Source organism: Actimicrobium sp. CCI2.3, from assembly GCF_035019065.1.
In the GTDB taxonomy this organism is placed as follows: Bacteria; Pseudomonadota; Gammaproteobacteria; order Burkholderiales; family Burkholderiaceae_D; genus Actimicrobium.
The window spans coordinates 72794-94149 of the sequence record NZ_JASJWR010000002.1; the positions used below are offsets into that span (position 1 = coordinate 72794).

Here is a 21356-nt window from a genome sequence, read left to right on the forward strand (position 1 = left end):
AAAGCAAATCATGAACAATTTCAGAAGACATGCCGTCGGTGCATTGTGGGTGTTGCCACTGGCCGGCCTGATGCCGTTGACGGCGTCGGCACAACTGGTGGTCAGCGATACGCTCACGGGGGCGTCGTCGACTTACGGCTGGAAACCGCTCGGTGGAGCCTGCCTTACCGCGGGCGATGACACGGGTTCCATTCCGGGATGCAAAAACTTGTCGGCTTATAGCGGCAAAACTCAGGTGGGCGGTGTCAGCGGACGGTTGCCCGATCCGATCGGACAAGGCGCGTTACGCCTGACCAATGGCGATACAACGTCTGGCAGCAACGGTGATAACCAGGCCGGTTCAGTCGTGTCTACCGCGACATTCCCGACTACGCAGGGCGTGAAGGTGACCTTCACGACGGCGACCTATGGCGGCGATGGATTGAGTAATTCGGGTGCGGATGGCATTGCTTTCTTTCTGATGGATGGCGGAAAAGTGCCATCGATTGGTTCGCCGGGCGGCAGCCTTGGATACAGCTGTTCAAATATTAATGCTCCGGGAGATGGTGTTGATGGCGGCTATCTTGCGGTGGCTGTTGACGAGTACGGAAATTTTTCCAACCTGAGCGACACCACGTCGACTGGGAACGTCAATTCGCGCAGTCCCGGCACCATCGTCGTGCGTGGTTCCGGGAGTGTTACTTTTGCGAGCTTGCAAAAGCTGAACGCGATTTACTATCCTGGCAGCCTGTCGTCGACCGACCGAATTAAAGCGGTACAAGCAACATGCAAGAACGGCAGGCTTCAAGATTGGAGTAATTCGTCCAAGCCAAAAGATACCAGTCAAGCGATTCAAAATTACCCGCTGCTTGCCCAGCCGCAAGCGGTGTCCGCGTCGATTTTCAGTCAGGAAGCGACCTTTGCACCGTTGCGTAGTAAAGCGAATTTTTTTTCGTACGACCTGAGCATCACGCAGGACGGCTTGCTCAGCCTGTCCTACAACGTCAACAACGGCGTAGTGCAGCCAATCATTACGAAGCAATCGATCACAGCCAATAACGGCCCGCTGCCACCGAGCTTCCGGTTCGGCTTTACCTCCGGCACCGGTGGTGGCAGCAATGTCCACGAAATCCTGTGTTTCAAGGCGGCCCAAATCAATGCTGCTTCCACGTCTGCCGGAACCAACATCCAGGAATCGGCGCGCGTTCAAGCCGGGTCACAAGTCTATCTGGCGTACTTCCATCCGCAAAATTCCTGGGGGCAGCTGACGGCTTCCTCGCTGGTGGCCGATTCGCTCGGCAACTTGACGATCAACCCCGCGGCGAACTGGGATGCGAGCTGTTCGCTGACGGGGGGCGCGTGCGGCGCGACAGGGGCGACGACCACGGCACAGGCAACACGTACCATGCTTAGCTGGAATGGCACCAGCGGGATTCCTTTTCAGTATCTCAGCATGACGGCGGCACAGAAAGTTTCCATGGGGCTGACTGACGGCCTGTTGCGCACCAGTTATCTGCGCGGTGACCGGGTCAACGAAGTGCCGCTGAGCGGCAGCGGGACGGGGACCTATCGGCGGCGTGACAGCATCCTGGGTGACATCATGAACTCCAGTCCGACCTGGGTCGGTGCGCCGTCGTCGCCGTATGATTTGCCGGGGAAAAGCTCCGGAAAAGATTTGCTGTCCAATGCGACGGTGGCCGAATTCGGCAGCGCTTACGCCAGTTTTTCCAGTGCCAATGCAACCCGTCCGAATACGGTCTACGTCGGTGCCAACGATGGCATGTTGCACGGGTTTCGGGCAGGTGCTTATGACGCCAACAATAACTTCACGACCAAGGTCACGCCGAACGACGGGATGGATGTACTGAGCTACGTCCCGTCGGCTGTCATCAGCAGTATTCATCCGTCGAATTCGGCACTCGATTATTCGTCGCCGCAGTACGCGCACAACGCCTATGTCGATGCGACACCAGGTACCGGCGATCTGTTCTACAGCGGCGCCTGGCATACCTGGCTGGTGGGTGGGCTCGGTGCAGGTGGCAATGCCAGCGGGACGATCAATGACAAAACCAGTACTGCCAATGGCGTGCTGTACGCGCTCGACATTACCGATCCGACGCAGTTCAGTGAAAGCAATGCCGTCAGCCTGGTCAGGGGCGAGTGGGATTCGACGAGCATCGTCTGCGTCAATGTGACCTGCAATACCAGTCTGGGAAGCGTGTACGGCACACCGATCATCCGGCGTCTGCATGATGGCAACTGGGCGGTTATTTTTGGCAATGGTCGCAACAGTACGACGGGTGCGGCAGGGGTCTTCATCATGACCGTCAATGCCATTACCGGCGCGCGTTCGTTTCGCTTTCTGGCTGCCGGTACAGCAAGTTCCGGCAACAAGAACGGCATCGACTACGTTGCCTCGGCCGATCTCGACGGCGATCACGTGACCGATTACCTGTATGCCGGCGACTATCAGGGCAAGGTCTGGCGCTTCGACCTGACCAGCAGCGATCCGGCGCAATGGGCAGCAAGCAGCACGCCGCTGTTTACCACCGCCACTGGTCAACCGATCACGACGGCGTTGACAGTCAATTCGGTGGTCCAGTCGACCGGCAATTCGCGCATCGTCGTGGCCTTCGGTACCGGCGAACAGTTACCGCAAACGCTCAATAGCGGCGCTGCGTATGCCAGCAATACCCAGTCGTTTTATGGCATATGGGACTGGAACATGGCGAGCTGGAATGGCAAGAGCCAGGTCAAGTATGTGTCGCTGGCGGCGCCGCAATCCTTTGGGATCAGTGACCTCACGCTGCAGACCATCACCACAATTTCCGGTGGGACCGGCAGCGTGGCAAATTTCCGTACCGTGTCGCAAAATCCGGTGTGCTGGAGCGGCAGCTCCGTCTGCTCCGGCAGCAACACCAAGTTTGGTTGGCGGATTGATTTTTCATCGACTGAACAGGTGATCTTTAACCCGCGACTGGCGTACGGTGCCTTGATTTTCAACACCACGCTGCCAGCCGTTGCACAGACGCTGAGTTGCTCGAATCAGCCCTCCACCGGTTATACGATGGCGATTTCGCCCGATACCGGCGGTGCGCTGACGACATCGCTGTTCGCGACTGCCGCGAAGGCGGCCGCGCTCACCGCGACCGGCGGTGCCATCATTTCCGGATTGGGTCTGAGTGCGACCGGGGGACCGTCCATTGTGATGGCTGGCGGCAATCCGTTCCTGGTGCAGCAAACGGTAACAGGCGTCGGCATTGTGACCCGTATCGATCCCATCGCTGGCCGATCCGGCCGGATGACCTGGCACAAATTGCTTTAGGCGGGTTGACTGTAGGTACCATCATGTTGAAAAGGCATAGTCATGATCGATAAACATAAAGAGCAGCAACAGCAACAGCAACAGCAACAGCAACAGCAACAGCAACAGCAACAGCAACAACGCGGCTTTACCCTCGTCGAACTGATGATCGTGGTCGCCATCGTGGCCATTCTTGCTGCCATTGCCTATCCGTCCTATGCGCAACAAGTCCGCAAGGGACGGCGCGTGGATGCGAAGTCGGCGATGCTGGACCTGGCGGCCCGTCAGGAAAAATTTTTCGCCACGAACAACCGTTATTCGGTCTCTGGCACGGCCCTCAACTATGGCAGTGCATTTCCGGTCAGTCTGGTCACCGGGAGCGTCACGTCGTACACGATGACGGTGACGCAAGCCACGGTAACGGACTACACCATCACCGCCACGCCGGTCGGTGACCAGATCAACGATCCTTGTTATGCCTATCAGCTCACCAACTTCGGTGTGCAGTCGAACCTGACGGCCAGCGGTGGGGCCAATACAGCAACCGGTTGCTGGTAAGGATGTTGCCAGTCAATAGCGCGATGCAACGATTTCCTGCGAACGGCTCTTGAGGTGGTCCTCGTCGCCCTTATAGATTGCCGTTACCAGAAAACGCGGGGAGCAGGCGATCAGGTGCAGGGGGGCATCTGGCCAGACGGTGTTGCAGGAGGGGAGCACCAGCGTGGCCACATTGCCCTCAAGGGGTACCGTTTTGCGTAGCATTGGCGCATCAACCTGACCCCCGTCCTTGAAGCGAAAGACGACCTGTCCGCCCGGATTGTTGCCGCTGACATTGGCGGTGAAGGTCTGGGTGACTGTCGCGGCGGCCGGGTTCGGCTCGCTCAGCAGTAACGTGGTTGTTGCTTCCACTTCCTGCGGCACCGGATCCAGCACGTCGCCGAACAGGGCTGTGCTGGGCTGGCCGCTTTGCGCGAATACGACGTTGGCCATCGTCGCGCCACTGGCGACATCAATGAAGCCAACGCTGCGCGGTTCACTCGCGCTGTGGATACGGTGCTCGAAAATGAACCCGGCCAGCATGAAACGTCCGGCCGTATTGCTGCCGGCCAGGCCATTGAGGTAATGGTATTCGGCACCATTGCTCGGCAGCGCAAGCACGCGGCTGTTGGACTCGGTAGCGGTATCGATTTCTGCGACGACGTTGGCATTCGGTGTCGAGCCGCCGCCAACATACAGTGTGGTACCGTCGGGGCCAAGCAGGACTGGGCCATTGAATGCAGTCATCATCGATTGAGGCGATTGCGTGATGGGCACCTGCACTGCGCGCGCGGTGGCGCTGGCCATGTCGAGCACCAGATAGCTGACCGTCTTGCTGGTCGAGCCACCGCCAAACACGATCACCCTGTCGTCTCCCGGACTGATGAGGAGCCTGGTCGGATGGATGTCGGGTGCCAGGGCGGCGGTCGGAATGGATTTTTCAATGTCGAGGGTGGCACCATGCACGATCGTGATGCCGGCGGTTCCGCCGTTGTTCCCGCTGCTGGCCACAATCAGTTTTCCGCCCTCGCGGGACATTGCCAGCGCACTGGCCGACGGATCGACCGCCACCGACTTGATGACGACACCGCTCGGGGCATAGATCATGTCGAGCCGACCGGGTGTGAGCACGTATGCGCGCGCGCCTTCATCGTCGGCCACCAGGGCCAGTGGTGCCGCGCTCAGCGGTATCGTCGCCAATACGTTATGCATCGTGATGTTGATGACATGCACGGCGGTAGCACCGAGCGCATACAACCGGGACCCTGTTACATCGACGATCAGGTCGATCACCGGTTCCGGGAGCGGAATGCGGTCAACGATTCTGGCAAGCGCCGGGTCGATGATGGCGATGCCGTTCGTGGTGTTCATGAACACCTTGCCGGCCGGTTTGCTGGCGACGATGCGGGTGGCCCCGTCGAGCGAGGCGGCAACACGCGCAGTGAAGTTGGCCATGTCGACGACGCTCACTTCATTAGTCGATGGATTGCCGACCGTGACAAAGGGTGCGGCCAGCGCGCTGCCGGCAAAGACAAGAAATAACGCAAGGAAAAACGTAAGGGAAAACTTAACTAAGAGACAGGTCATCCGTGCGGCAAGCGGCACGGTCAGGGTGATCGGGTTTTTCATCATGGACTCTCCGTGGAAGGTCGTCGACCGGATAAAGTTCGGCCGACGTTTGCAGGGGACGACTTACCTGTCCCATTCTGAAAGCTTCATCCCGGAGGTCATTGATGTGGCGCAGGCACCTGGCAGGCTTATCCCGGTACGCTACCGATCTTCTCCAATGACTGTTCGATGAAGTCGCCATCGGCTTCCGAGAAACGCACTTTCACCGGATACCATTCCTTACCCGGTGCGAGCCAGATATCGAGTTGCTGGCCTTTCGAGTCCGGTGGTGGCGCACGCGTCACATGCACGGTGCGCTGCGGGCCCAGCGTCGTGTCGAGTTTCTCTTCCTTGACCACAGTGAAGACCCACGGCTCGGCATCACGCGGGCCGGCAACAAAAAAGTCCCATGAAGAATTGACCTTGAAGGCAGCGGCGTTGGCGCGTGCGACGGCGATCAGTTGCCAGATCACGCTATTGCGATCCTGTTCGCCGCCGAGTAACGGGAACGTGTCGGCTTCCGGGGCAAAGCGGATGATCTTGGCGGTACGGTCGAAGGTCGTCGTCGTCGGCTCTTTGCGCCAGCGATTTTCAACAAAGGTCGCTGGTGCCAGGCCGAAGGCATCGATGCTGCCGCTACTGGTGGCATCGACGATCTTGCCGACCAGTGGCGAGCGGGTTTCGGTACTGATGCTGAAGGTGCCGGGCGTGGTGCGCCACTTGATCAGCGCTTCGCCGTTGAGCGAAAAACCGTTCTGGCGGGCCTTGATTGTATAGCTCAGGTCGGCCGGTGGTGGTGGCGTGAAGGTGCGCTTGTGCACCGCATGCTGGGCACTGGCCGACATGCTGGTGCAGAGGAAAATGGTGGTCGCAACAAGATGTCGCAGCGGGATGGATCGCATGAAAACTCCGTTCATAAAAAATGGTTAGCGCTCGGCCAGCGGCGTGATCGACGACATCGACATGTCGAGATAATCACCGTTGGTTTCGGTCTGTCGCAGCCGTACCGGATACCAGTCACGGGCTGGTGCCAGCCAGAATTCGACCTGGGTGTCGTAGGAGCCGGGGCGCGGCTGGCGCAGGAAATGCCAGGTGGTAAATTGCTCGCCACCCAGCGTGAGGGTTTCTTCGCCGACCACCTTGATGTGCCAGGTTTCGGCATCGCGTACGCCGGCAACGAAAATTTCGAGCGCGCTGCCGGGCACAAACTGGCTGGCATCGCCCCGTCCGATCGAGGCGAGTTGCCAGACGATGCTGGCACGGTCCTGTTCGCCGCCGGTACGCGGATAGGTCGTTGTCGACGCGGAAAAACTGATGAGTTTGCTGGCTTGCTGGAAGTGGGTATTGGTCTCGGGTTTGCGGAAACGCTTTTCACTGTACTTCAGCGGCGTGATGCCCTGCGGGTCGAGACTACCCAGACTCTGAAAACTCAGCACCGTGAAAAACAGCACGCTGGCTTCACCATTGATCAGGTAATTGTCACCGCTGCGGCGCCAGCCAATTTTGCCACTGCCATGGACGATCTTGCCGTCACGCAGTGCCTGTACAGCGTAGTTCACTTCGGCCGACGGCGGCGGTGCGGTGTTGAACGCGGGTGCCGTTGCCGGTTCCGGTTCCGGTACGGACGCGACTACCGGCGCGACCGGTTCGGCGGGCGGTGCGATCACTGCAGCGGGCGTCGTAGCGCTGGCTTCGACGGACGACTCGTCGGTGCGCGCGACGGGCGAGTCCGATGCTGCCGCGATGATCACGGGCAGTGCCGGTATGGCCGGCTGCGGCAGTTTGCGTACTGCGGGCGGGCGCGTTTTTGGCAAGGGTGGCGCAGCCGGTTTGGGGTTCGCCACCTCGCGTTGCAACTGCAGCATCACGACGGGTTCGTTGTGCGATTGCAGCACCGGATGCGCAGGATGGGCTGTGATCCAGTTGAACGCGGCCAGATGCAGCAGCGCCACGATGGCAATTGCCACCGGACGGTACCAGCGTTGCAGGCGCTTCTCGGGATTGGCCGGAGGATTCATGCCGGGAGTGTAAACGTTGCGGTGCGCGGTTGCCTTGCGGTGTCACACTCTGAATCATCCCGGCGCGTAAAATGCTCTCCTTTTTGACTGGACTCGCCAATGTCATCGCCAATGCGACAATTCTTGCTGGTCGCCTGCCTGCTCGGTGTGTGGAGTGCTACTGCCGCGGCCCTGCCGCCGATCCCGCTCGCCATGATCGAAGGCATGTCCGGTCCGTTTGCCAATGCCGGCGAAGCCGTGCAGCGCAACGTCCAGCTGGCGATCGAAGTGGTCAATGCCCGAGGGGGTGTGCGGCTCAAGGATGGTCGCCACCCGCTGCAGCTAAGCGTCTTCGACAACAAGCAGACCATCGACGAATCACTGATCGCCTTGCGTCAGGCGGAAGACCGGCATATTCCGTTTGTCTTGCAGGGCAACAGTTCAGCGGTAGCGGCCAGCCTTGTCGATGCACTGAACAAGCACAACGAACGCAGTCCCGATAACCGCTTGCTGTTCCTGAATTACTCGGCGGTCGATCCGGTCCTGACCAATGACAAATGCAGCTTCTGGCATTTCAGGTTCGATGCCAATGCCGACATGCGCATGCAGGCGCTGACCGATGTGATCGAGGGCGATAGCCGCGCCAGCAAGGTCTATCTGATCGGTCAGGATTACAGTTTCGGTCATCAGGTGGCGACGGCCGCACGCACCCAGCTGGCGGCCAAGCGACCCGATATCCGCATCGTCGGCGACGAGTTCCATCCGATCGGCAAGATCAAGGATTTCGCGCCGTACGCGGCCAAGATACGGGCCAGTGGTGCGGACACGGTCATCACGGGCAACTGGGGTAATGACCTGACGCTGCTGGTCAAGGCGGCGCGGGAGTCCGGCCTGAATCTGAAGTTCTACACGTTCTATGGCAACGGCCTCGGTGCCCCGGCGGCGATCGGTGATGCGGGTGTCGGGCGCGTGCGGGCGGTGGCCGAATGGCATCCGAATGTCGGCGGCGCGGCCAGCGATGCGTTCTACCAGTCGTTTCGCCAGCGCTTTCCGGAGCCACGGGATGACTACGTGCACTTGCGCATGCGGGTCATGATCGAGATGCTGGTCAGCGCGATCGAACGCGCCGGCAGTACCGAAGCAGCCAGCGTTGCCAGAGCCCTCGAAGGTGCACGGTTTGCCAACGGCTTTCATGAGGCGACCATGCGTGCAGCCGATCACCAGCTGATTCAGCCGCTGACCGTCTCGGTGATGCAAAAGCAGGGTGAGGACGGCGTGCGCTTCGATAACGAGGGTAGCGGTTATGGCTTCAAGACCGAGCGCTATCTGCTGCCTGCGGCGACTGCCCAGCCAAGCACGTGCACGATGACGCGCCATTGAATTGATTGTTCGTGCGGAGGCGTTCTCTGCTAATCTGGTTTTTCACTCTTGGGGACACATGATGATGAAATCTTCGATGCCAAACATGCCCGGCGCAGGCGCAATGACCGATACGCTGGAATTCATGAAAAAACTGTGGGGTGGCATTACCTTGCCGGGTGCCAGCATGCCGGGCATGGTCATGCCCACCTTGTCGGTGGAAGAAATTGACAAGCAGATCGCTGATCTGAAGGCGGTCGAAAGCTGGCTGACGATGAACATGAACATGCTGGGCGGGACCATCAAGGCGCTGGAAGTACAAAGCGCGACGATCGCCACGCTGCAATCGATGAGTGCCAATTTCAGCTCGGCGATGAAGCCGGCCGAACCGGCACCGACGCCGCAACCATCGCCTTATGAAGCATTTTTCAGGGCAGCATCAGCGAAGACCGAGGCGGCTCCAGCGCAAGCGCCGGCACCTGCGCCTGCGCCGGCACCGCAAGCAGCCCCGGTCCCCGAGGCTGCCGCTGAGCTGCCGCCGATAGCCAATCCGAACGCCTGGTGGAACATGCTGCAGCAGCAGTTCCAGCAAGCAGTCGCCAACGCGATTCCGCCAGAACCGGTGGCCGCACCCAAGCCGGCCAGCGCACCGAAGGCAGCGAGCACTGCCAAGCCAGCCGCTGCCGCCAAGCCCCGTCCCGTAAAAAAACCCACCGCTGCAGCCAAGCCGGAAAAGACCTGACGCCGCGTCAGCGCGTCGGTGTAGTCGTTGGTGCACCTGCCACGCGCAGTTCGTAGGGTGCAATAACCGCAGGGCATTGCACCGAATGTACTGACTGCGGTAGCTGATCCTGCATGCGCTTCGTCATGACCTAGCCGGGGGCGGCCCGGCAGCCGGTCACTTCTTTTTGCTTCGCCAAAAAGAAGTAACCAAGAAAAAGGCGACCGCGAAGCGGCTGCCCTTCGGGTTCCCAAAAGCCGGAGCCAGTCAGGGGGAGGGCCGCAAACTCGCTTCGCTCAGACATGCGTCCCTCTGATCCCCTGCCTGACTCCGACTTTTGGCAGCTGCTTCAATGCGGAACAGGTCAACGTCAACTGCCACGTCAAAATCAACATCAAAATCAACATCAACATCAACATCAAAATCAACATCAACTTCAAAACCATAAAACAAGGGCGGGTACGGCCTCTTGTGCCCGCGCGCGCAGATCGGGAATGCCTGCCAATTCAGGCCGTTCCGCGTGGGCACGATAGGTCTGTGTCCACGCTACGAACTGCCGCTGCGTCAGGGCGTCGGTCCAGTCGGTGGCGCACCTGCCACGCGCAGCATCGGTGCCACCAGCAGCGCGAGTAGCGTGCAGCCGACGGCGAGATAACCGACCACGTTAAAGTGCAGGATCTCGCCACCCGGCGCGCGCGTGATGATCAGTCCGGCGATCAGTGAGGCTAATCCGGCAAACGCCATCTGCACCGAGGACACCAGACTCATGAACGTACCGCGTACCTGTTGCGGCGCAATGGCACTGACCATCGCCATCGCCGGCACCATGCGTCCCGGCACCAGCACAAAGAAGATCGTCGAATTGATCAGCACCAGCCACCACGCGATCGGCACCAGATGTGTCGTGATCAGTATCGGTACCATCGACGCCAGCGCCACCCAGCGGAAGACTCTCAGCTTGCCGCGCTTGTCGGCCTGACGGCCAATTGCTTGAGACGTGAAGAAGGTTGCCGCGCCACCGCACAGATAGATCAGCGTAATGAACGATTCAGGCAAGCCGACATTGGTCGTCATGTACAGCGCAATATACGGAATCACCGTGAACCCGCCGAGCATCATCATGGCAATGAACAGGAAGCCCTTCAGATGTTCGGGATGCCTGGCCACCAGAAAAATCTGCTGGAAAATATTACCCTTGCGCGTCTGCTGCATGTGCCCGGTCAGACTGGGCAGCAAGCGGTAGCCAATCACGAAGATCACCATCGCCAGCGCGACGATGAAGAAAAACGGTGCACGCCAGCCCAGCGCCGGCAAATGATTTGCCAGCACCAGACCGAGCGGTACGCCGGCCACCGTCGACAGCGAAAATGCCGCCATCACAGTCCCCATTGCCTTGCCGCGTCGTTCAAACGGAATGATATCGGCCACCATGGTTTGCACCATCGCACCGAGGATGCCGCCAAACGCGCCTGCCAGTGCGCGCGCAAACAGCAGTTGCGGGAAGGTCTGCGCCAGACCGCAGCACAGCGTCGCCAGCATGAACAGCACGTACAGCGTCAGCGTCAGCTTGCGGCGGTCGAAACGTTCGATGTAGGTGGCCGCCAGCAAACCCGATATCGCCGCCGTGAACGTGTACGACGACAGCAGCAGCCCGAACTGGTGCGTATCAATGTGCAGCACCCGGATCAGTTGCGGGCCGAGCGGCATCATGATCATGAAGTCGAGAATGTGGGTGAACTGGATACCGGCCAGCGTCAGCAGGACCAGCCATTCTTTGCGGGGAGTCAGTCGGGGTGGGGGAATAGTCACGGTGTAGTGCACATCATCAGAGTGGGCGTGGACGGCATGGTAGCAGCCTGGCCGGATAGCGAGGTGCGCTAGAAATATATTTTCTGATATCAACTTAAGTAGCTACTCTCACGAAAATAAAACTACTAGTTGTAATTTAATGTTGACTGACATGTGTCATCATGATCGCGGCAATCAACCAACCACTCCGGCAAGGCATGCCGTTGGTAGTCGATGGACAATAACGTACGGGCAGGTCTTGCATCGGTCAACGCTGACGCAGGATGTGGTCGTTTTAGAGGGTGGCAAGGCGGGTGCTGGCATGGGTTTCGGCGTCAGCGATTTGAAGAGGTTTCAGATGCAATCGAGTGGTGATAAATCTCTTCCAGGTTCTAATGGCACTGCCGGTTTCGGCAATTTTTTCAGGTATCACGGCTGGCTCTCACCGGGAGTGCGTCTGTTTCGCAGCATCCGGTTTCAGGCCAAGGCGCTCTGGATTGCGTTGGCGTTTCTTGTCCCGTTGTTGATGACGTTGTTTTACCTGTGGTCGGCCGCCAATGACCAGGTCAGCTTTGCGCGTACCGAGCGTCAGGGCTTGACCTTTGTCCATCCGTTGGTGGACCTGCTCAAGGCGGCGCAGGGTCGTCGGCGGATAGCGTCCGGTACCGCGCCGCAACTGGCCGAGCAGCAAGCCAGTATCAGTGCTGCCTTCGATAAAGTGCAGGCGCGCCAGACCGAACTGGGCAAGGACTTCGGCACCGAAAAACCGTTCGAGCTTTTGCTCAAGGCGCACCAGTTCCTGATGCAAACGCCGCTGGCGGCCAACCCGGATGCAACCTTCAAGCTGCATTCCGATTACATCGCGCTGGTGCTGGACTTGATGGCGCGGGTTGCCGACGGGTCGCAACTGAGTCTGGACCCGGACCTTGACACGTATCACATGATGAATATTTCGGTCCTGCGTGGACCGATGCAGTACGAGAACACGGCGCAATTGCGCGGCCTCGGTAGCATGATCCTCAATGACAAGGAGCTGACACCGTTACGGCGTGAACAAATGAGCCAGCGCAATGCGGTTCAGGATTACCTCGACCGGGATGTCGAGGCGTCCTACAAGGCGGGTATCGCCATTTTTCCGGAGGTAGCACGCAACATGGACATGCAGGCCACCGACGTCGCGTCGGATGCATTCCGTGCCGCCATCATGAAGCAGATCATGGGGCCGGAACTGACCGGCGACGCCGCCACCTTTCTCGCGCTGGGTAATGCCGCTGTCGACAAGCAGATCGCGCTGACGTTGCAGGTGATGGCACGACTGGACACGCAATTGCAGGCACGGATCGATCGCCTGCAGGGCACGCTGACGACCCAGTTCGGCATCTGCCTGTTTTTTGTGCTGCTCGCGAGCTACCTGATGCTGGCGTTTTACAGAGTGATGATGGGGGGCTTGCAGGAAGTCGCCGGTCATCTGCAGGAAATCACCAAGGGTAACCTGACCACCGCACCGAAGCCCTGGGGCAGCGATGAAGCGGCCTAGTTGATGAATACGATGGGCGAGATGCAAACCAGCTTGCGGCGTATCGTCGGCATCGTACTGGACGGATCGGCGCAGGTGCAGACGGCCAGCAACGAGATCGCCGCTGCTGCCAACGACCTGTCGGGCCGGGCCGAGCAGGCTGCTGCCAACGACCTGTCGGGCCGGGCCGAGCAGGCTGCTGCCAGCCTTGAGGAAACTGCCTCGAGCATGGAACAGATTTCATCGACCGTGAAGCAGACCTCCAGCACGGTGGCCGGCGCGATGAGCATCGTGCAGGCCAACGCGGTATCGGCCACGCGCGGCGGTACCGTGATCAATCAGGTGGCGGCGACGATGGAAGGTATTCGTGTCTCGTCGAACAAGATCGGTGAGATCATCGGCGTCATTGACGGCATCGCTTTCCAGACCAACATCCTCGCTCTCAATGCGGCGGTCGAAGCAGCGCGGGCCGGCGAAGAGGGGCGCGGATTTGCAGTAGTGGCCTCAGAGGTGCGGGCGCTGGCCGGTCGTTCGGCAGCCGCCGCGCGGGAAATCAAGACGCTGATCACCGAGAGTATTGCGCAGGTCGAAAGCGGTAACCGGGTAGTCACCGAAGCCGGCACGACGATCCACGAAATCGTCATCAATGCAGACAAGATCGCAACGATGATGCAAGAGATTACGGTCACCACCAGAGAGCAAAGCAGCGGCGTCGGTCAGGTTGAAATCGCCATCCATGAACTCGATCGCACCACCCAGCAAAACGCGGCCTTGTCGGAACAGGCGGCAGCGGCGTCGACCACCTTATCCGAGCAGGCGCAGCGGTTGAGCGACGAAGTCAGTTTTTTCCGGCTCGCTTGAGCCAGCGCATCAGACTGCCCAGCACGGGCAGTTTTTCATACAGCTCTTCGGCCGCATCCCAGTAATCGCGATGCAGGCAGACCTGGCCGGCAGTATCGAAGCGCACGTGGGTAGCGCCGCGTATGCACTGCTCTTCGGTCGAAAAGCGCTTCATCCTGAAATGAAAATCCCACGTCAGGAAAGCCTGGTCATCCTGCAGTAACTGCGTGGTCACGACAAAGCGCGGCGCGTTCACCTGCACAAACATGTGCTGGAAGATGCGCGTGATCTCGGCCCTGCCACGGACTTCGTTGAACGGGTCCTTGAAGAACGCATCGGCGCTGTAAATGGTGTCGATGCGGGTGATGCTGGCTTGCGTCAGCGTCTCGAAAAAATCGACCAGTGCGTGCAGGCCGTCGGCGTGCTTTACAAGCTGGTGCTTCACAAGCTGATGCTTCACAAGCTGATCACTCATAAGCCGGTCACCTTGTGAATCAGCGCAAAATACCAGCGGTACGGTAGCAGTCGCGCCAGTCGTATCCAGTTGGTGAACCGCTTCGGAAAGTGAATATGGAAGTCGCCTGCTTCAAGCCCGGCGACCAGTTTGTCGGCCGCTTGCGTGGCGCTGATCAGCGCCGGCATCTTGAAGTCATTGACGGCCGTCATCGGCGTATCGACGAAGCCCGGATTGATCTGGTACACCGCCACGCCGCGCGGATGCAGGTCGAGGTAGAGCGACTCAGTCAGGTTGATCAACGCGGCCTTGGTCGGGCCATAGATCAGTGCTTTCGGCAAGCCGCCGAAACCAGCCACCGAGGCGACGATGCCGATGCCACCGCTGCCCTGCTTCAGCAAGCCGGGCAAGACGACATCGAGGCAATTGAAAACACCGCGCAGGTTCAGGTCGATCAGTTGATTGACCTTGGCCAGATCGAGGCTGTCGGCGCGCATTTCGTTGTAGCCGCCCGCGACGATGAGTACCAGATCGATGCCTTTCCAGGCCGCCAGCAACTGGTCGCGCGCGGCCAGCACGGTAGCGTGATCGGTGATGTCGACGAGTGCCACCAGCGCGTTGGCATGACCGGCGGCCAGCTCTTCGAGTGGCTCGGCGCGCCGTGCGGACAGCGCCACCCGCGCACCCTTGGTCAACAACTGACGCGCTGTTTCGGCGCCGATGCCGGTTGATGCACCAATGACCCAGACGCGCTGGCCGGACCAGTTGCGGATGGCCGGATTCATCATGGCCGCTTGGTGAACGACAGCGTCACGTCGCCGACATGAAAACCGAACTTGCTCATCGCCGCGCGGTTGAGCATGACGCGATCATCCATCAGGTACATCCAGTCTTCCATCGTCACGTTGATGACCTTGCCGTCGACCGGCAACGCCAGCACGTAGGTCCAGCGCAATGCATTACCCGCGACCACGCCCTGGGCCACGCCGACCACGTCCCCGGCGGTGCCGGTGTAAGTGCCGGGGCCGGTCTTGGTCAATGTCCAGACACGTTTTTCCTTGGTGCCGTCGGAGTAGGTGAAGCTCTCGTCGAGCGTACCGACATCGCCTTTCCAGCTACCGACCATGACCACGCCAAAGCGCTTGATGACTTCGCCGGAACGATCCTGGAACATCCCTTGTGCGTCCAAGGTGCCATTGAAATACTGCTGCAGGTCGAGCGTTGGTTTCTGGTCCGCGTAGCGCGATGGTTCGACCGTGCCGCAACCGGCGATCAGGACAGCGCAGCACAGGGCGAGCAGGGGTTTGAATATTTTCATGGGATTCCTTTAAATTGTGAGCAATCAAATGGTGCGCAATGGAGCCCGCCACAGCAGCGCTGCAGCGATCAATTTCAGCACGCAGGGCGTTACCGCATAACCGATGGCAATGGCTTGTCCGCCGGCGTCGCTTTGCAAGCCGGGCACGTAGCCCAGCCATTCCAGCAACGGTAGCGAGATGCCGGCGGCCAGCGCCAGGTTCATTTTGGTGGCCCAGCTCCAGGCACCGAAATACACGCCTTCGCGTTTGCCGCTGTCGCCAGCCTGATGGATGACGGCGGCCAGCAAGGCCGGCGGCAGGGCCAGGTCAGCGCCCAGCGTCAGGCCGGCCAGCACGCAGATTACGCCGAACGCCGTGCCGTCGCCGGCACCAAGTTTGTACGTCCAGACGAAGCCGGCCACCGCCAGCAGCATCGAGAACATCCAGGCACGCGCTTCACCAAGGCGTTTGGCCAGCGCGACCCAAAGCGGCATCGAGGCAGTCGCGGCGACGAAATACAGCACCAGGAATAGTCCGGCCTGCTGGCCCAGTTGCAAGCGGTCGCTGGCGAAAAACAGGAACAGCGTGGCCGGGATGGCCGCGGCGATGCCATTGACGACAAACACCGCAAACAGCCAGCGGAACAGTTTGCTGCGAAACGGCACCAGCAACTCCGACCAGCCGCTATGGCTGCGTAGCGTGCGCGCCGGCAGCGGTGCCGAACGCGTCAGCAGCAGTACAGAGCAGGCCAGTACGACGAGGAAGGCGGCGGTGAGCCACCAGGACGGACCGAGCGTCGGTAACGCTGCGGCAATGATGACGCCGATCAGTCCGCAGCCTTCGCGGGTGGCGGTCAGCCGGGAGCGCTGGTCGGGTGCCTGCGTCAGTGCCGCGCCCCAGCTCTGGTGGCTGATCGTGGCCAGACTAAAACCCACGTAGACCACCAGCAGCGCCATCATGAACCACGTCATCGGAAAGCCCGCCGCGACCGTCGGCGGATGGAACAGCGCGACGAATCCGGCCGCCAGCAACGGCAAGGCCAGCAACACGAAACGCCGGTAGCTATCGGCCCGGCGCGCACCGTCAATCCACAAACCGAGTACCGGGTCGAGGAAGGCATCGAACAGACGCGCCAGTAACAGCGCGGTACCGATCAGCGTCAGCGACATGCCGAAGCGTTCAGCGTACAACTTCGGCACGTACATGTAGACCGGTAGCGCGACCATCGCCAGCGGCATGCCGAACAGTCCGTAAGCGAACAGGCTGGCGCGGTCCAGTCGCGCCATCAGCGCGGTACCGCGTTCATCAACAAGGCGTCGCGTAATTTGCCGGCGCTGGTTTTTGGATCCAGCCAGATGGCAAAGAAGGCGCGGGCAAAGACCGGATCAGCGATCTCGCCGAGCAGTTTGCCGTCGAGGTAAAAGCGCGCGCCCGATGCGGGCAGAAAGACGCCGGTCAGTTGGGTGCCGTCGCTCACGTCAGGAAACAGCGCGGTCATGCGCGTGAGCCATTCGGCGCGCTGGGCCGGCGTGCCCAGGCCGAGCTTGCTGATTTCGTCGGCGCTGGATTCGGCGATTTTTTTGCCATTGAGCGAACGGGCATAAGTCAGAGCCAGTGCCAGTGGCGCGTCGGGTGCGATGCCTTTTGGGCCGACCCATAATTGCGCGTCGTAGATATGCAGGCCGAACCAGCGGAACGTGCCTTGTCCGGACAGCCGCGCCGTTGGCACATCGGCCTCAATGAAGGCGGGCGCAGACCATGCCGGCAGGGCCATTGCAAGGCTCAGAAGCAATCCGGAAAACAGCATTCCCCATCGGCGCGCGGTCATGGTTTTTCCAGTGTGAATTGCGCGACGTCGATACTGCCGGCGCGAAATCCCGCTTCGCAATACGCGAGGTAAAACTCCCAGGTGCGCAGGAATCGATCATCGAAACCTTGTGCCCGTACCTTCGGTAATTGTTCCTTGAAGGCGCTGCGCCACTCGTCAAGCGTGCGGGCGTAATCGAGACCGAACTTGAATTCGTTGATCACGCGCAGCCCGACTTGTTCGGCGTATTGCTTGAACACTTTCGGCGATGGCAGCATGCCGCCCGGGAAGATGTACTGCTGGATGAAGTCGGTGCCTTTGCGGTAGCGTTCAAACAGCGCGTCATCGATGACGATGGTCTGGATGCAGGCCCGTCCGCCCGATTTTAGATTGCGTGCAATGCATTCAAAGTAGCTGGGCCAGTAGCTCTCGCCGACGGCTTCAAACATTTCGATCGAGGCGATGCCGTCGAACTGGCCGCTGGTGTCGCGGTAGTCCTGCAGCAGCAGTTCGACCTGATCGACCACGCCGGCATCGGCCAGACGCTGGCGGGCAAAGTTCAGTTGTTCGGTCGACAGCGTCAGGCCGGTCACATGGGCACCGGCATCGCGTGCGGCGATCTCGGCAAAGCCGCCCCAGCCGCAGCCGATTTCGAGGATGCGGGCATCGTTGCCGACTTGCAGTTCGCTGAGGATGCGGCGGTATTTCGCCTGCTGGCCATCCTGCAGGCTGTCGATGTGACCGTTCGAAAACAGGGCGCTCGAGTAGGTCATCGACGGGTCCAGCCACAGCTGGTAAAAAGCGTTGCCGATGTCGTAGTGCGCATGGATATTCTTGCGGCTGCCCGAGCGCGAATTGCGGTTGAACAGATGCTTGACGCGATACAGCAGACTGCCCCACCAGGTGCCATAAATGACCGATTCGACGGCGTGCCGGTTGCGCGTGAACAGCTCGACCAATGCCGGCAAATTGTCGGTAGTCCAGTGGCCATCAATGAAGGTTTCGGCAAAGCCGATATCACCGGATTTCAGCGCGGCGCTGCAGACTTCCCAGTTGTGCAGTTTCATCGTCACCGGCGTCGAGGTGTCGCCGAAGTGCGCACTCTGGCCATCCGGGAATTCCATCACGATTGCGCCCTGATCGATCTTGCGCAGCAGTTGCAGCACGAACTGTACTTGCGACGGAAAGGCCTCGGTCGACAGGTGTTTGGCGTGGACGGGAAGAGTGGCAGTCGTGGTGTTCATCGGCTCAACTTTTTGGTCGGTGGTGCGGGTTTGCTATAAAACGGAACGCGTTTGAAAAACAGTTTCAGCGCTTGCCAGTGGATGCGTACGATCACGCCGAACGTCATCAGCGGATAAGAGAAAAAGCCGCGCAACACGCTGCGGTTGTTCAATGCAGTGGCGGTGCCGGCAATACTGGTCAGCAGCAGCGGACCGCTGGCATCGTCATGGTCGATGCGGGCAATCGTGTGCGCGCCTTTGTGGACGAAGCGAAAACGGTACGTGCCCGAGGTCGCGCAAAACGGCGAGACATGGAACACCTTGCGCGCGGTGATTTCCTCACCCAATGTCATGGCCGCGCCGCTGTCGAGCAGGTAGCAATGCTTCTCGCCGAAGGTATTGCTGACCTCGCAGAGAATGGCGCGCAAGGCACCGTCGGCACGGTGGCAAAACCAGAACGAGACCGGATTGAAGACATAGCCGAACACGCGCGGAAAGGTCTGTAACCAGATTTCGCCGGTGGCGTCGGTGATGCCTTCGCTGCGCAGCAGGTGGTCGATCCACGGTAACAATGCCTGCTGGCCGTCGCCGTGGTCGCGGTCGTGGAACGAGAGAAAATTGAAGCGGTTGCGCGAAAAAAGACGCGGACCAAAATCGTCCGCACCCAGCGTGCGCAGCGGCAGGCGCAAGAAATACACACCGTAGGTGAATGCGTTGGCGGCCGGACGCAGGCGACTGTGGGCGACCTTGCCGAAGCAGAGTTGCGCAGTGGAAGTGGCGGCCTGGTGCATCTCAGGCCGCCACGCGCAGCGACTGCTGGCGTTCCAGCATCGCGACGGATTGCGCCACGGCGAGACCGGATTTCAGACCGTCTTCATGAAATCCGTAGCCGGTCCAGGCACCGGCAAACCAGGTATTGCGCACGCCTTGCAGCGACGGCAAACGACCCTGCGCCCGGATCGCGGCGGCATCGAACAGCGGATGGGCATAGTCGTATTCGGCGATCACTTTGGACGGATCGGGTTCATCGATCGGGTTGAGCGACACAATCACCGGCGTTGTGAACGGCAACGGCTGCAACTGGTTAATCAGATAGTGCACGCAGACTTTTGGCGTCTGGCTGTTCTGGCTCTGGTAATTCCAGGCGGACCAGGTTTTGCGACTGGCCGGCAGACAGCTCGCATCGGTGTGCAGCACGGCGCGGTTCGGCTCATACCGTACTGCCGACAGCACCGCTTGCTCGGCGCTGCTGGCGTCAGTGAGCAAGGCCAGACTCTGGTCGCTATGGCTGGCCAGCACGACATGCTCGAACTGGTGTTCGCCATCGTCCGTGGTGATCGTGATGCGCGTGTCCGCACCATGCGGTTGGCGGGTGATCGCGCGTACCGGAGTGTGCAGCGCCGTGTGGCCGATTTTTGCCAGCAGCTTGTCGACATACTGGCGTGCGCCACCGCGTACGGTTTGCCATTGCGGCCGGCCATTGACTTGCAGCAGGCCGTGGTTATGGCAAAAGCGCACGAAGGTCGACAGCGGAAAGGCCAGCATCTGTTCGGTCGGACACGACCAGATACAGCCGGCCATCGGCAGCAAATACCAGGCGCGGAATTGTTCGGTGTACTTGTTTTGAACGAGGAACTCGCCAAGCGAAATGCCGGATGCAAGATCGTCACCGGCCAGTGCCATCGCGGTGGTCTCGCGGTTGAAGCGCAGGATGTCGCGCAGCATGCCGATGAAGCGCGGGCTCAGCAGATTGCGGCGCTGGGCGAACACGGCGTCCAGATTGCCGCCGGCCCATTCGAGCGTGCGCTTGCCCAGCGGCAGCTTGACCGAGAACGACATGTCGGTGCCGACGGTCTCGACATCAAGCTCTTTGAACAGCGCCACGAGGTTCGGATAGGTCTTGTGGTTGAACACCAGAAAGCCGGTATCGACGCCGTGGGTATGGCCGTCCAGCGTCACGTCGACGGTATGGGTATGGCCGCCAAAATAATCGTTGGCTTCGAACAGGGTGACATCGTGGCCAGCTTCGGACAGGCGGTAAGCGCATGACAAGCCGGAAATGCCGGCACCTACAACAGCGATTTTCATAACATCTCTCCTGCCCGAACAAAGTTAATCAGTTTTACCAGCGAAATTTCAACAGCCCATCACACTACTACGCGCCTGCGGTTCAATCGGATTCACTACAGGTACTTAACCGGGTTGATTCAGTGCTTTTTCGATGGCGTTCACCAGGTTCGGATTGCCCGGTTCAATTTCACTGGCGAAACTGGTGACGATCTTGCCGCTGCGATCAATCAGGTATTTGTGAAAATTCCATTGCGGAGTTTTGCCGGTTACTTTGGCCAGTGTGGCATACAGTGCGTTGGCGTTCGGACCAGTGACCACGGCTTTTGAAAACATCGGGAATTTCACGCCATACGTGTTGAAGCAGAAGTCGGCGATTTCCTTGCTCGAGCCTGGCTCCTGCTTGCCAAAATCATTCGATGGAAAGCCGAGTACGACCAGGCCGCGTCCCTGATATTTGGCGTAGAGTGCTTCGAGACCCTGGTATTGGGTGGTAAAACCGCAGTAGCTGGCGGTATTGACGACTAGCGTTACCTTGCCCGCATACTGGCAAAGATTTTGCGGCGTCTCATCTTGCAAACGCTTGAATTGCTGTTGCAGCACGGCGGGACAGGTGGCCGACGCAGCGGGTTGGGATTGCGCCTGCGCTGCCGGCAATAATCCGGTCGTGGCGATGGCAAACAGCAAAAAGGCGATGATCCGTTGGCGCAAATTCATGATTGAAGACTCGCTGGTATTATTCTGGGCTTTCAAGTCTAACTGATTTTTCAAGCCCACTTCGACGGTGCGGCCGGGCTTCTGTTTCGGCAGTCTGGCAAGCGCTTCTGATGGGCTCCTTATGACAAGATGTGAAAGACA

20 protein-coding genes are annotated in these 21356 nt (G+C 59.8%); 6 read left to right on the forward strand and 14 right to left on the reverse strand.

From position 1 onward, the window contains the following. The first annotated feature begins 10 nt into the window (after nt 1-10). Nucleotides 11-3304, forward strand: coding sequence for a PilC/PilY family type IV pilus protein (locus QN370_RS01610; protein WP_322128938.1), 3294 nt, complete (start codon nt 11-13; stop codon nt 3302-3304). A gap of 42 nt (nt 3305-3346) precedes the next feature. After that, nucleotides 3347-3841, forward strand: coding sequence for a type IV pilin protein (locus QN370_RS01615; protein ID WP_322128937.1), 495 nt, complete (start codon nt 3347-3349; stop codon nt 3839-3841). 12 nt (nt 3842-3853) lie between these two features. Here QN370_RS01615 and QN370_RS01620 read toward each other — a convergent pair whose 3' ends face one another. The 3 genes from QN370_RS01620 to QN370_RS01630 all read right to left on the reverse strand — a co-directional run bounded on the left by QN370_RS01620 (nt 3854) and on the right by QN370_RS01630 (nt 7446). After that, on the reverse strand, nt 3854-5452 hold the full coding sequence (locus tag QN370_RS01620) for a hypothetical protein (RefSeq protein ID WP_322128936.1): 1599 nt from the start codon (nt 5450-5452) through the stop codon (nt 3854-3856). A gap of 125 nt (nt 5453-5577) precedes the next feature. After that, the gene (locus QN370_RS01625; RefSeq protein ID WP_322128935.1) at nt 5578-6330 is read right to left on the reverse strand and encodes a DUF3108 domain-containing protein; all 753 of its coding nucleotides are present in this window, start codon (nt 6328-6330) and stop codon (nt 5578-5580) included. 24 nt (nt 6331-6354) lie between these two features. Beyond that, on the reverse strand, nt 6355-7446 hold the full coding sequence (locus tag QN370_RS01630) for a DUF3108 domain-containing protein (RefSeq protein WP_322128934.1): 1092 nt from the start codon (nt 7444-7446) through the stop codon (nt 6355-6357). 99 nt (nt 7447-7545) lie between these two features. Between QN370_RS01630 and QN370_RS01635 the strand changes: the two genes are divergently transcribed. Continuing rightward, nucleotides 7546-8805 (forward strand): branched-chain amino acid ABC transporter substrate-binding protein, encoded by a 1260-nt coding sequence (locus QN370_RS01635; protein WP_322128933.1) that lies wholly within the window; start codon nt 7546-7548, stop codon nt 8803-8805. 58 nt (nt 8806-8863) lie between these two features. Then, nucleotides 8864-9526: a PhaM family polyhydroxyalkanoate granule multifunctional regulatory protein gene (locus QN370_RS01640; protein WP_322128932.1), complete on the forward strand. Its 663-nt coding sequence runs from the start codon at nt 8864-8866 to the stop codon at nt 9524-9526. A gap of 246 nt (nt 9527-9772) precedes the next feature. On the opposite strand, the gene QN370_RS01645 is transcribed toward QN370_RS01640, so the two are convergent. Both QN370_RS01645 and QN370_RS01650 read right to left on the reverse strand, forming a co-directional pair. Continuing rightward, nucleotides 9773-10033, reverse strand: coding sequence for a hypothetical protein (locus QN370_RS01645; RefSeq protein WP_323581658.1), 261 nt, complete (start codon nt 10031-10033; stop codon nt 9773-9775). A gap of 36 nt (nt 10034-10069) precedes the next feature. Beyond that, on the reverse strand, nt 10070-11314 hold the full coding sequence (locus QN370_RS01650; protein ID WP_322128930.1) for an MFS transporter: 1245 nt from the start codon (nt 11312-11314) through the stop codon (nt 10070-10072). Between the two features lie 238 nt (nt 11315-11552). Between QN370_RS01650 and QN370_RS01655 the strand changes: the two genes are divergently transcribed. Continuing rightward, nucleotides 11553-12830 (forward strand): hypothetical protein, encoded by a 1278-nt coding sequence (locus QN370_RS01655; protein WP_322128929.1) that lies wholly within the window; start codon nt 11553-11555, stop codon nt 12828-12830. A gap of 3 nt (nt 12831-12833) precedes the next feature. Next, nucleotides 12834-13670, forward strand: a complete 837-nt coding sequence (locus tag QN370_RS01660; protein WP_322128928.1) for a methyl-accepting chemotaxis protein — start codon at nt 12834-12836, stop codon at nt 13668-13670. Here QN370_RS01660 and QN370_RS01665 read toward each other — a convergent pair. The 9 genes from QN370_RS01665 to QN370_RS01705 all read right to left on the reverse strand — a co-directional run bounded on the left by QN370_RS01665 (nt 13648) and on the right by QN370_RS01705 (nt 21215). Further along, nucleotides 13648-14124, reverse strand: a complete 477-nt coding sequence (locus QN370_RS01665) for a nuclear transport factor 2 family protein (RefSeq protein ID WP_322128927.1) — start codon at nt 14122-14124, stop codon at nt 13648-13650. The genes QN370_RS01660 and QN370_RS01665 overlap by 23 nt on opposite strands. Next, nucleotides 14121-14888 (reverse strand): SDR family NAD(P)-dependent oxidoreductase, encoded by a 768-nt coding sequence (locus QN370_RS01670; RefSeq protein WP_416172187.1) that lies wholly within the window; start codon nt 14886-14888, stop codon nt 14121-14123. Before QN370_RS01670 ends, QN370_RS01665 begins: the two co-directional genes overlap by 4 nt. Beyond that, a complete protein-coding gene (locus tag QN370_RS01675) occupies nt 14888-15421 on the reverse strand; it encodes a DUF3833 domain-containing protein (protein WP_322128925.1) in 534 nt (177 codons plus the stop codon). The genes QN370_RS01670 and QN370_RS01675 overlap by 1 nt, the downstream gene beginning before the upstream one ends. Nucleotides 15422-15445: 24 nt before the next feature. Beyond that, nucleotides 15446-16687, reverse strand: a complete 1242-nt coding sequence (locus QN370_RS01680) for an MFS transporter (RefSeq protein WP_322128924.1) — start codon at nt 16685-16687, stop codon at nt 15446-15448. Beyond that, nucleotides 16687-17229 carry a chalcone isomerase family protein gene (locus tag QN370_RS01685; protein WP_322128923.1) on the reverse strand — a complete coding sequence of 181 codons (543 nt, stop codon included), beginning with the start codon at nt 17227-17229 and terminating at the stop codon, nt 16687-16689. The genes QN370_RS01680 and QN370_RS01685 overlap by 1 nt, the downstream gene beginning before the upstream one ends. Then, on the reverse strand, nt 17226-18452 hold the full coding sequence (locus QN370_RS01690; protein ID WP_322128922.1) for a cyclopropane-fatty-acyl-phospholipid synthase family protein: 1227 nt from the start codon (nt 18450-18452) through the stop codon (nt 17226-17228). Before QN370_RS01690 ends, QN370_RS01685 begins: the two co-directional genes overlap by 4 nt. Then, nucleotides 18449-19222, reverse strand: coding sequence for a DUF1365 domain-containing protein (locus tag QN370_RS01695; RefSeq protein WP_322128921.1), 774 nt, complete (start codon nt 19220-19222; stop codon nt 18449-18451). The genes QN370_RS01690 and QN370_RS01695 overlap by 4 nt, the downstream gene beginning before the upstream one ends. A 1-nt stretch (nt 19223) precedes the next feature. Further along, nucleotides 19224-20519, reverse strand: coding sequence for an NAD(P)/FAD-dependent oxidoreductase (locus QN370_RS01700; RefSeq protein ID WP_322128920.1), 1296 nt, complete (start codon nt 20517-20519; stop codon nt 19224-19226). Between the two features lie 105 nt (nt 20520-20624). After that, on the reverse strand, nt 20625-21215 hold the full coding sequence (locus tag QN370_RS01705; RefSeq protein WP_322128919.1) for a glutathione peroxidase: 591 nt from the start codon (nt 21213-21215) through the stop codon (nt 20625-20627). Nucleotides 21216-21356: the final 141 nt, after the last annotated feature.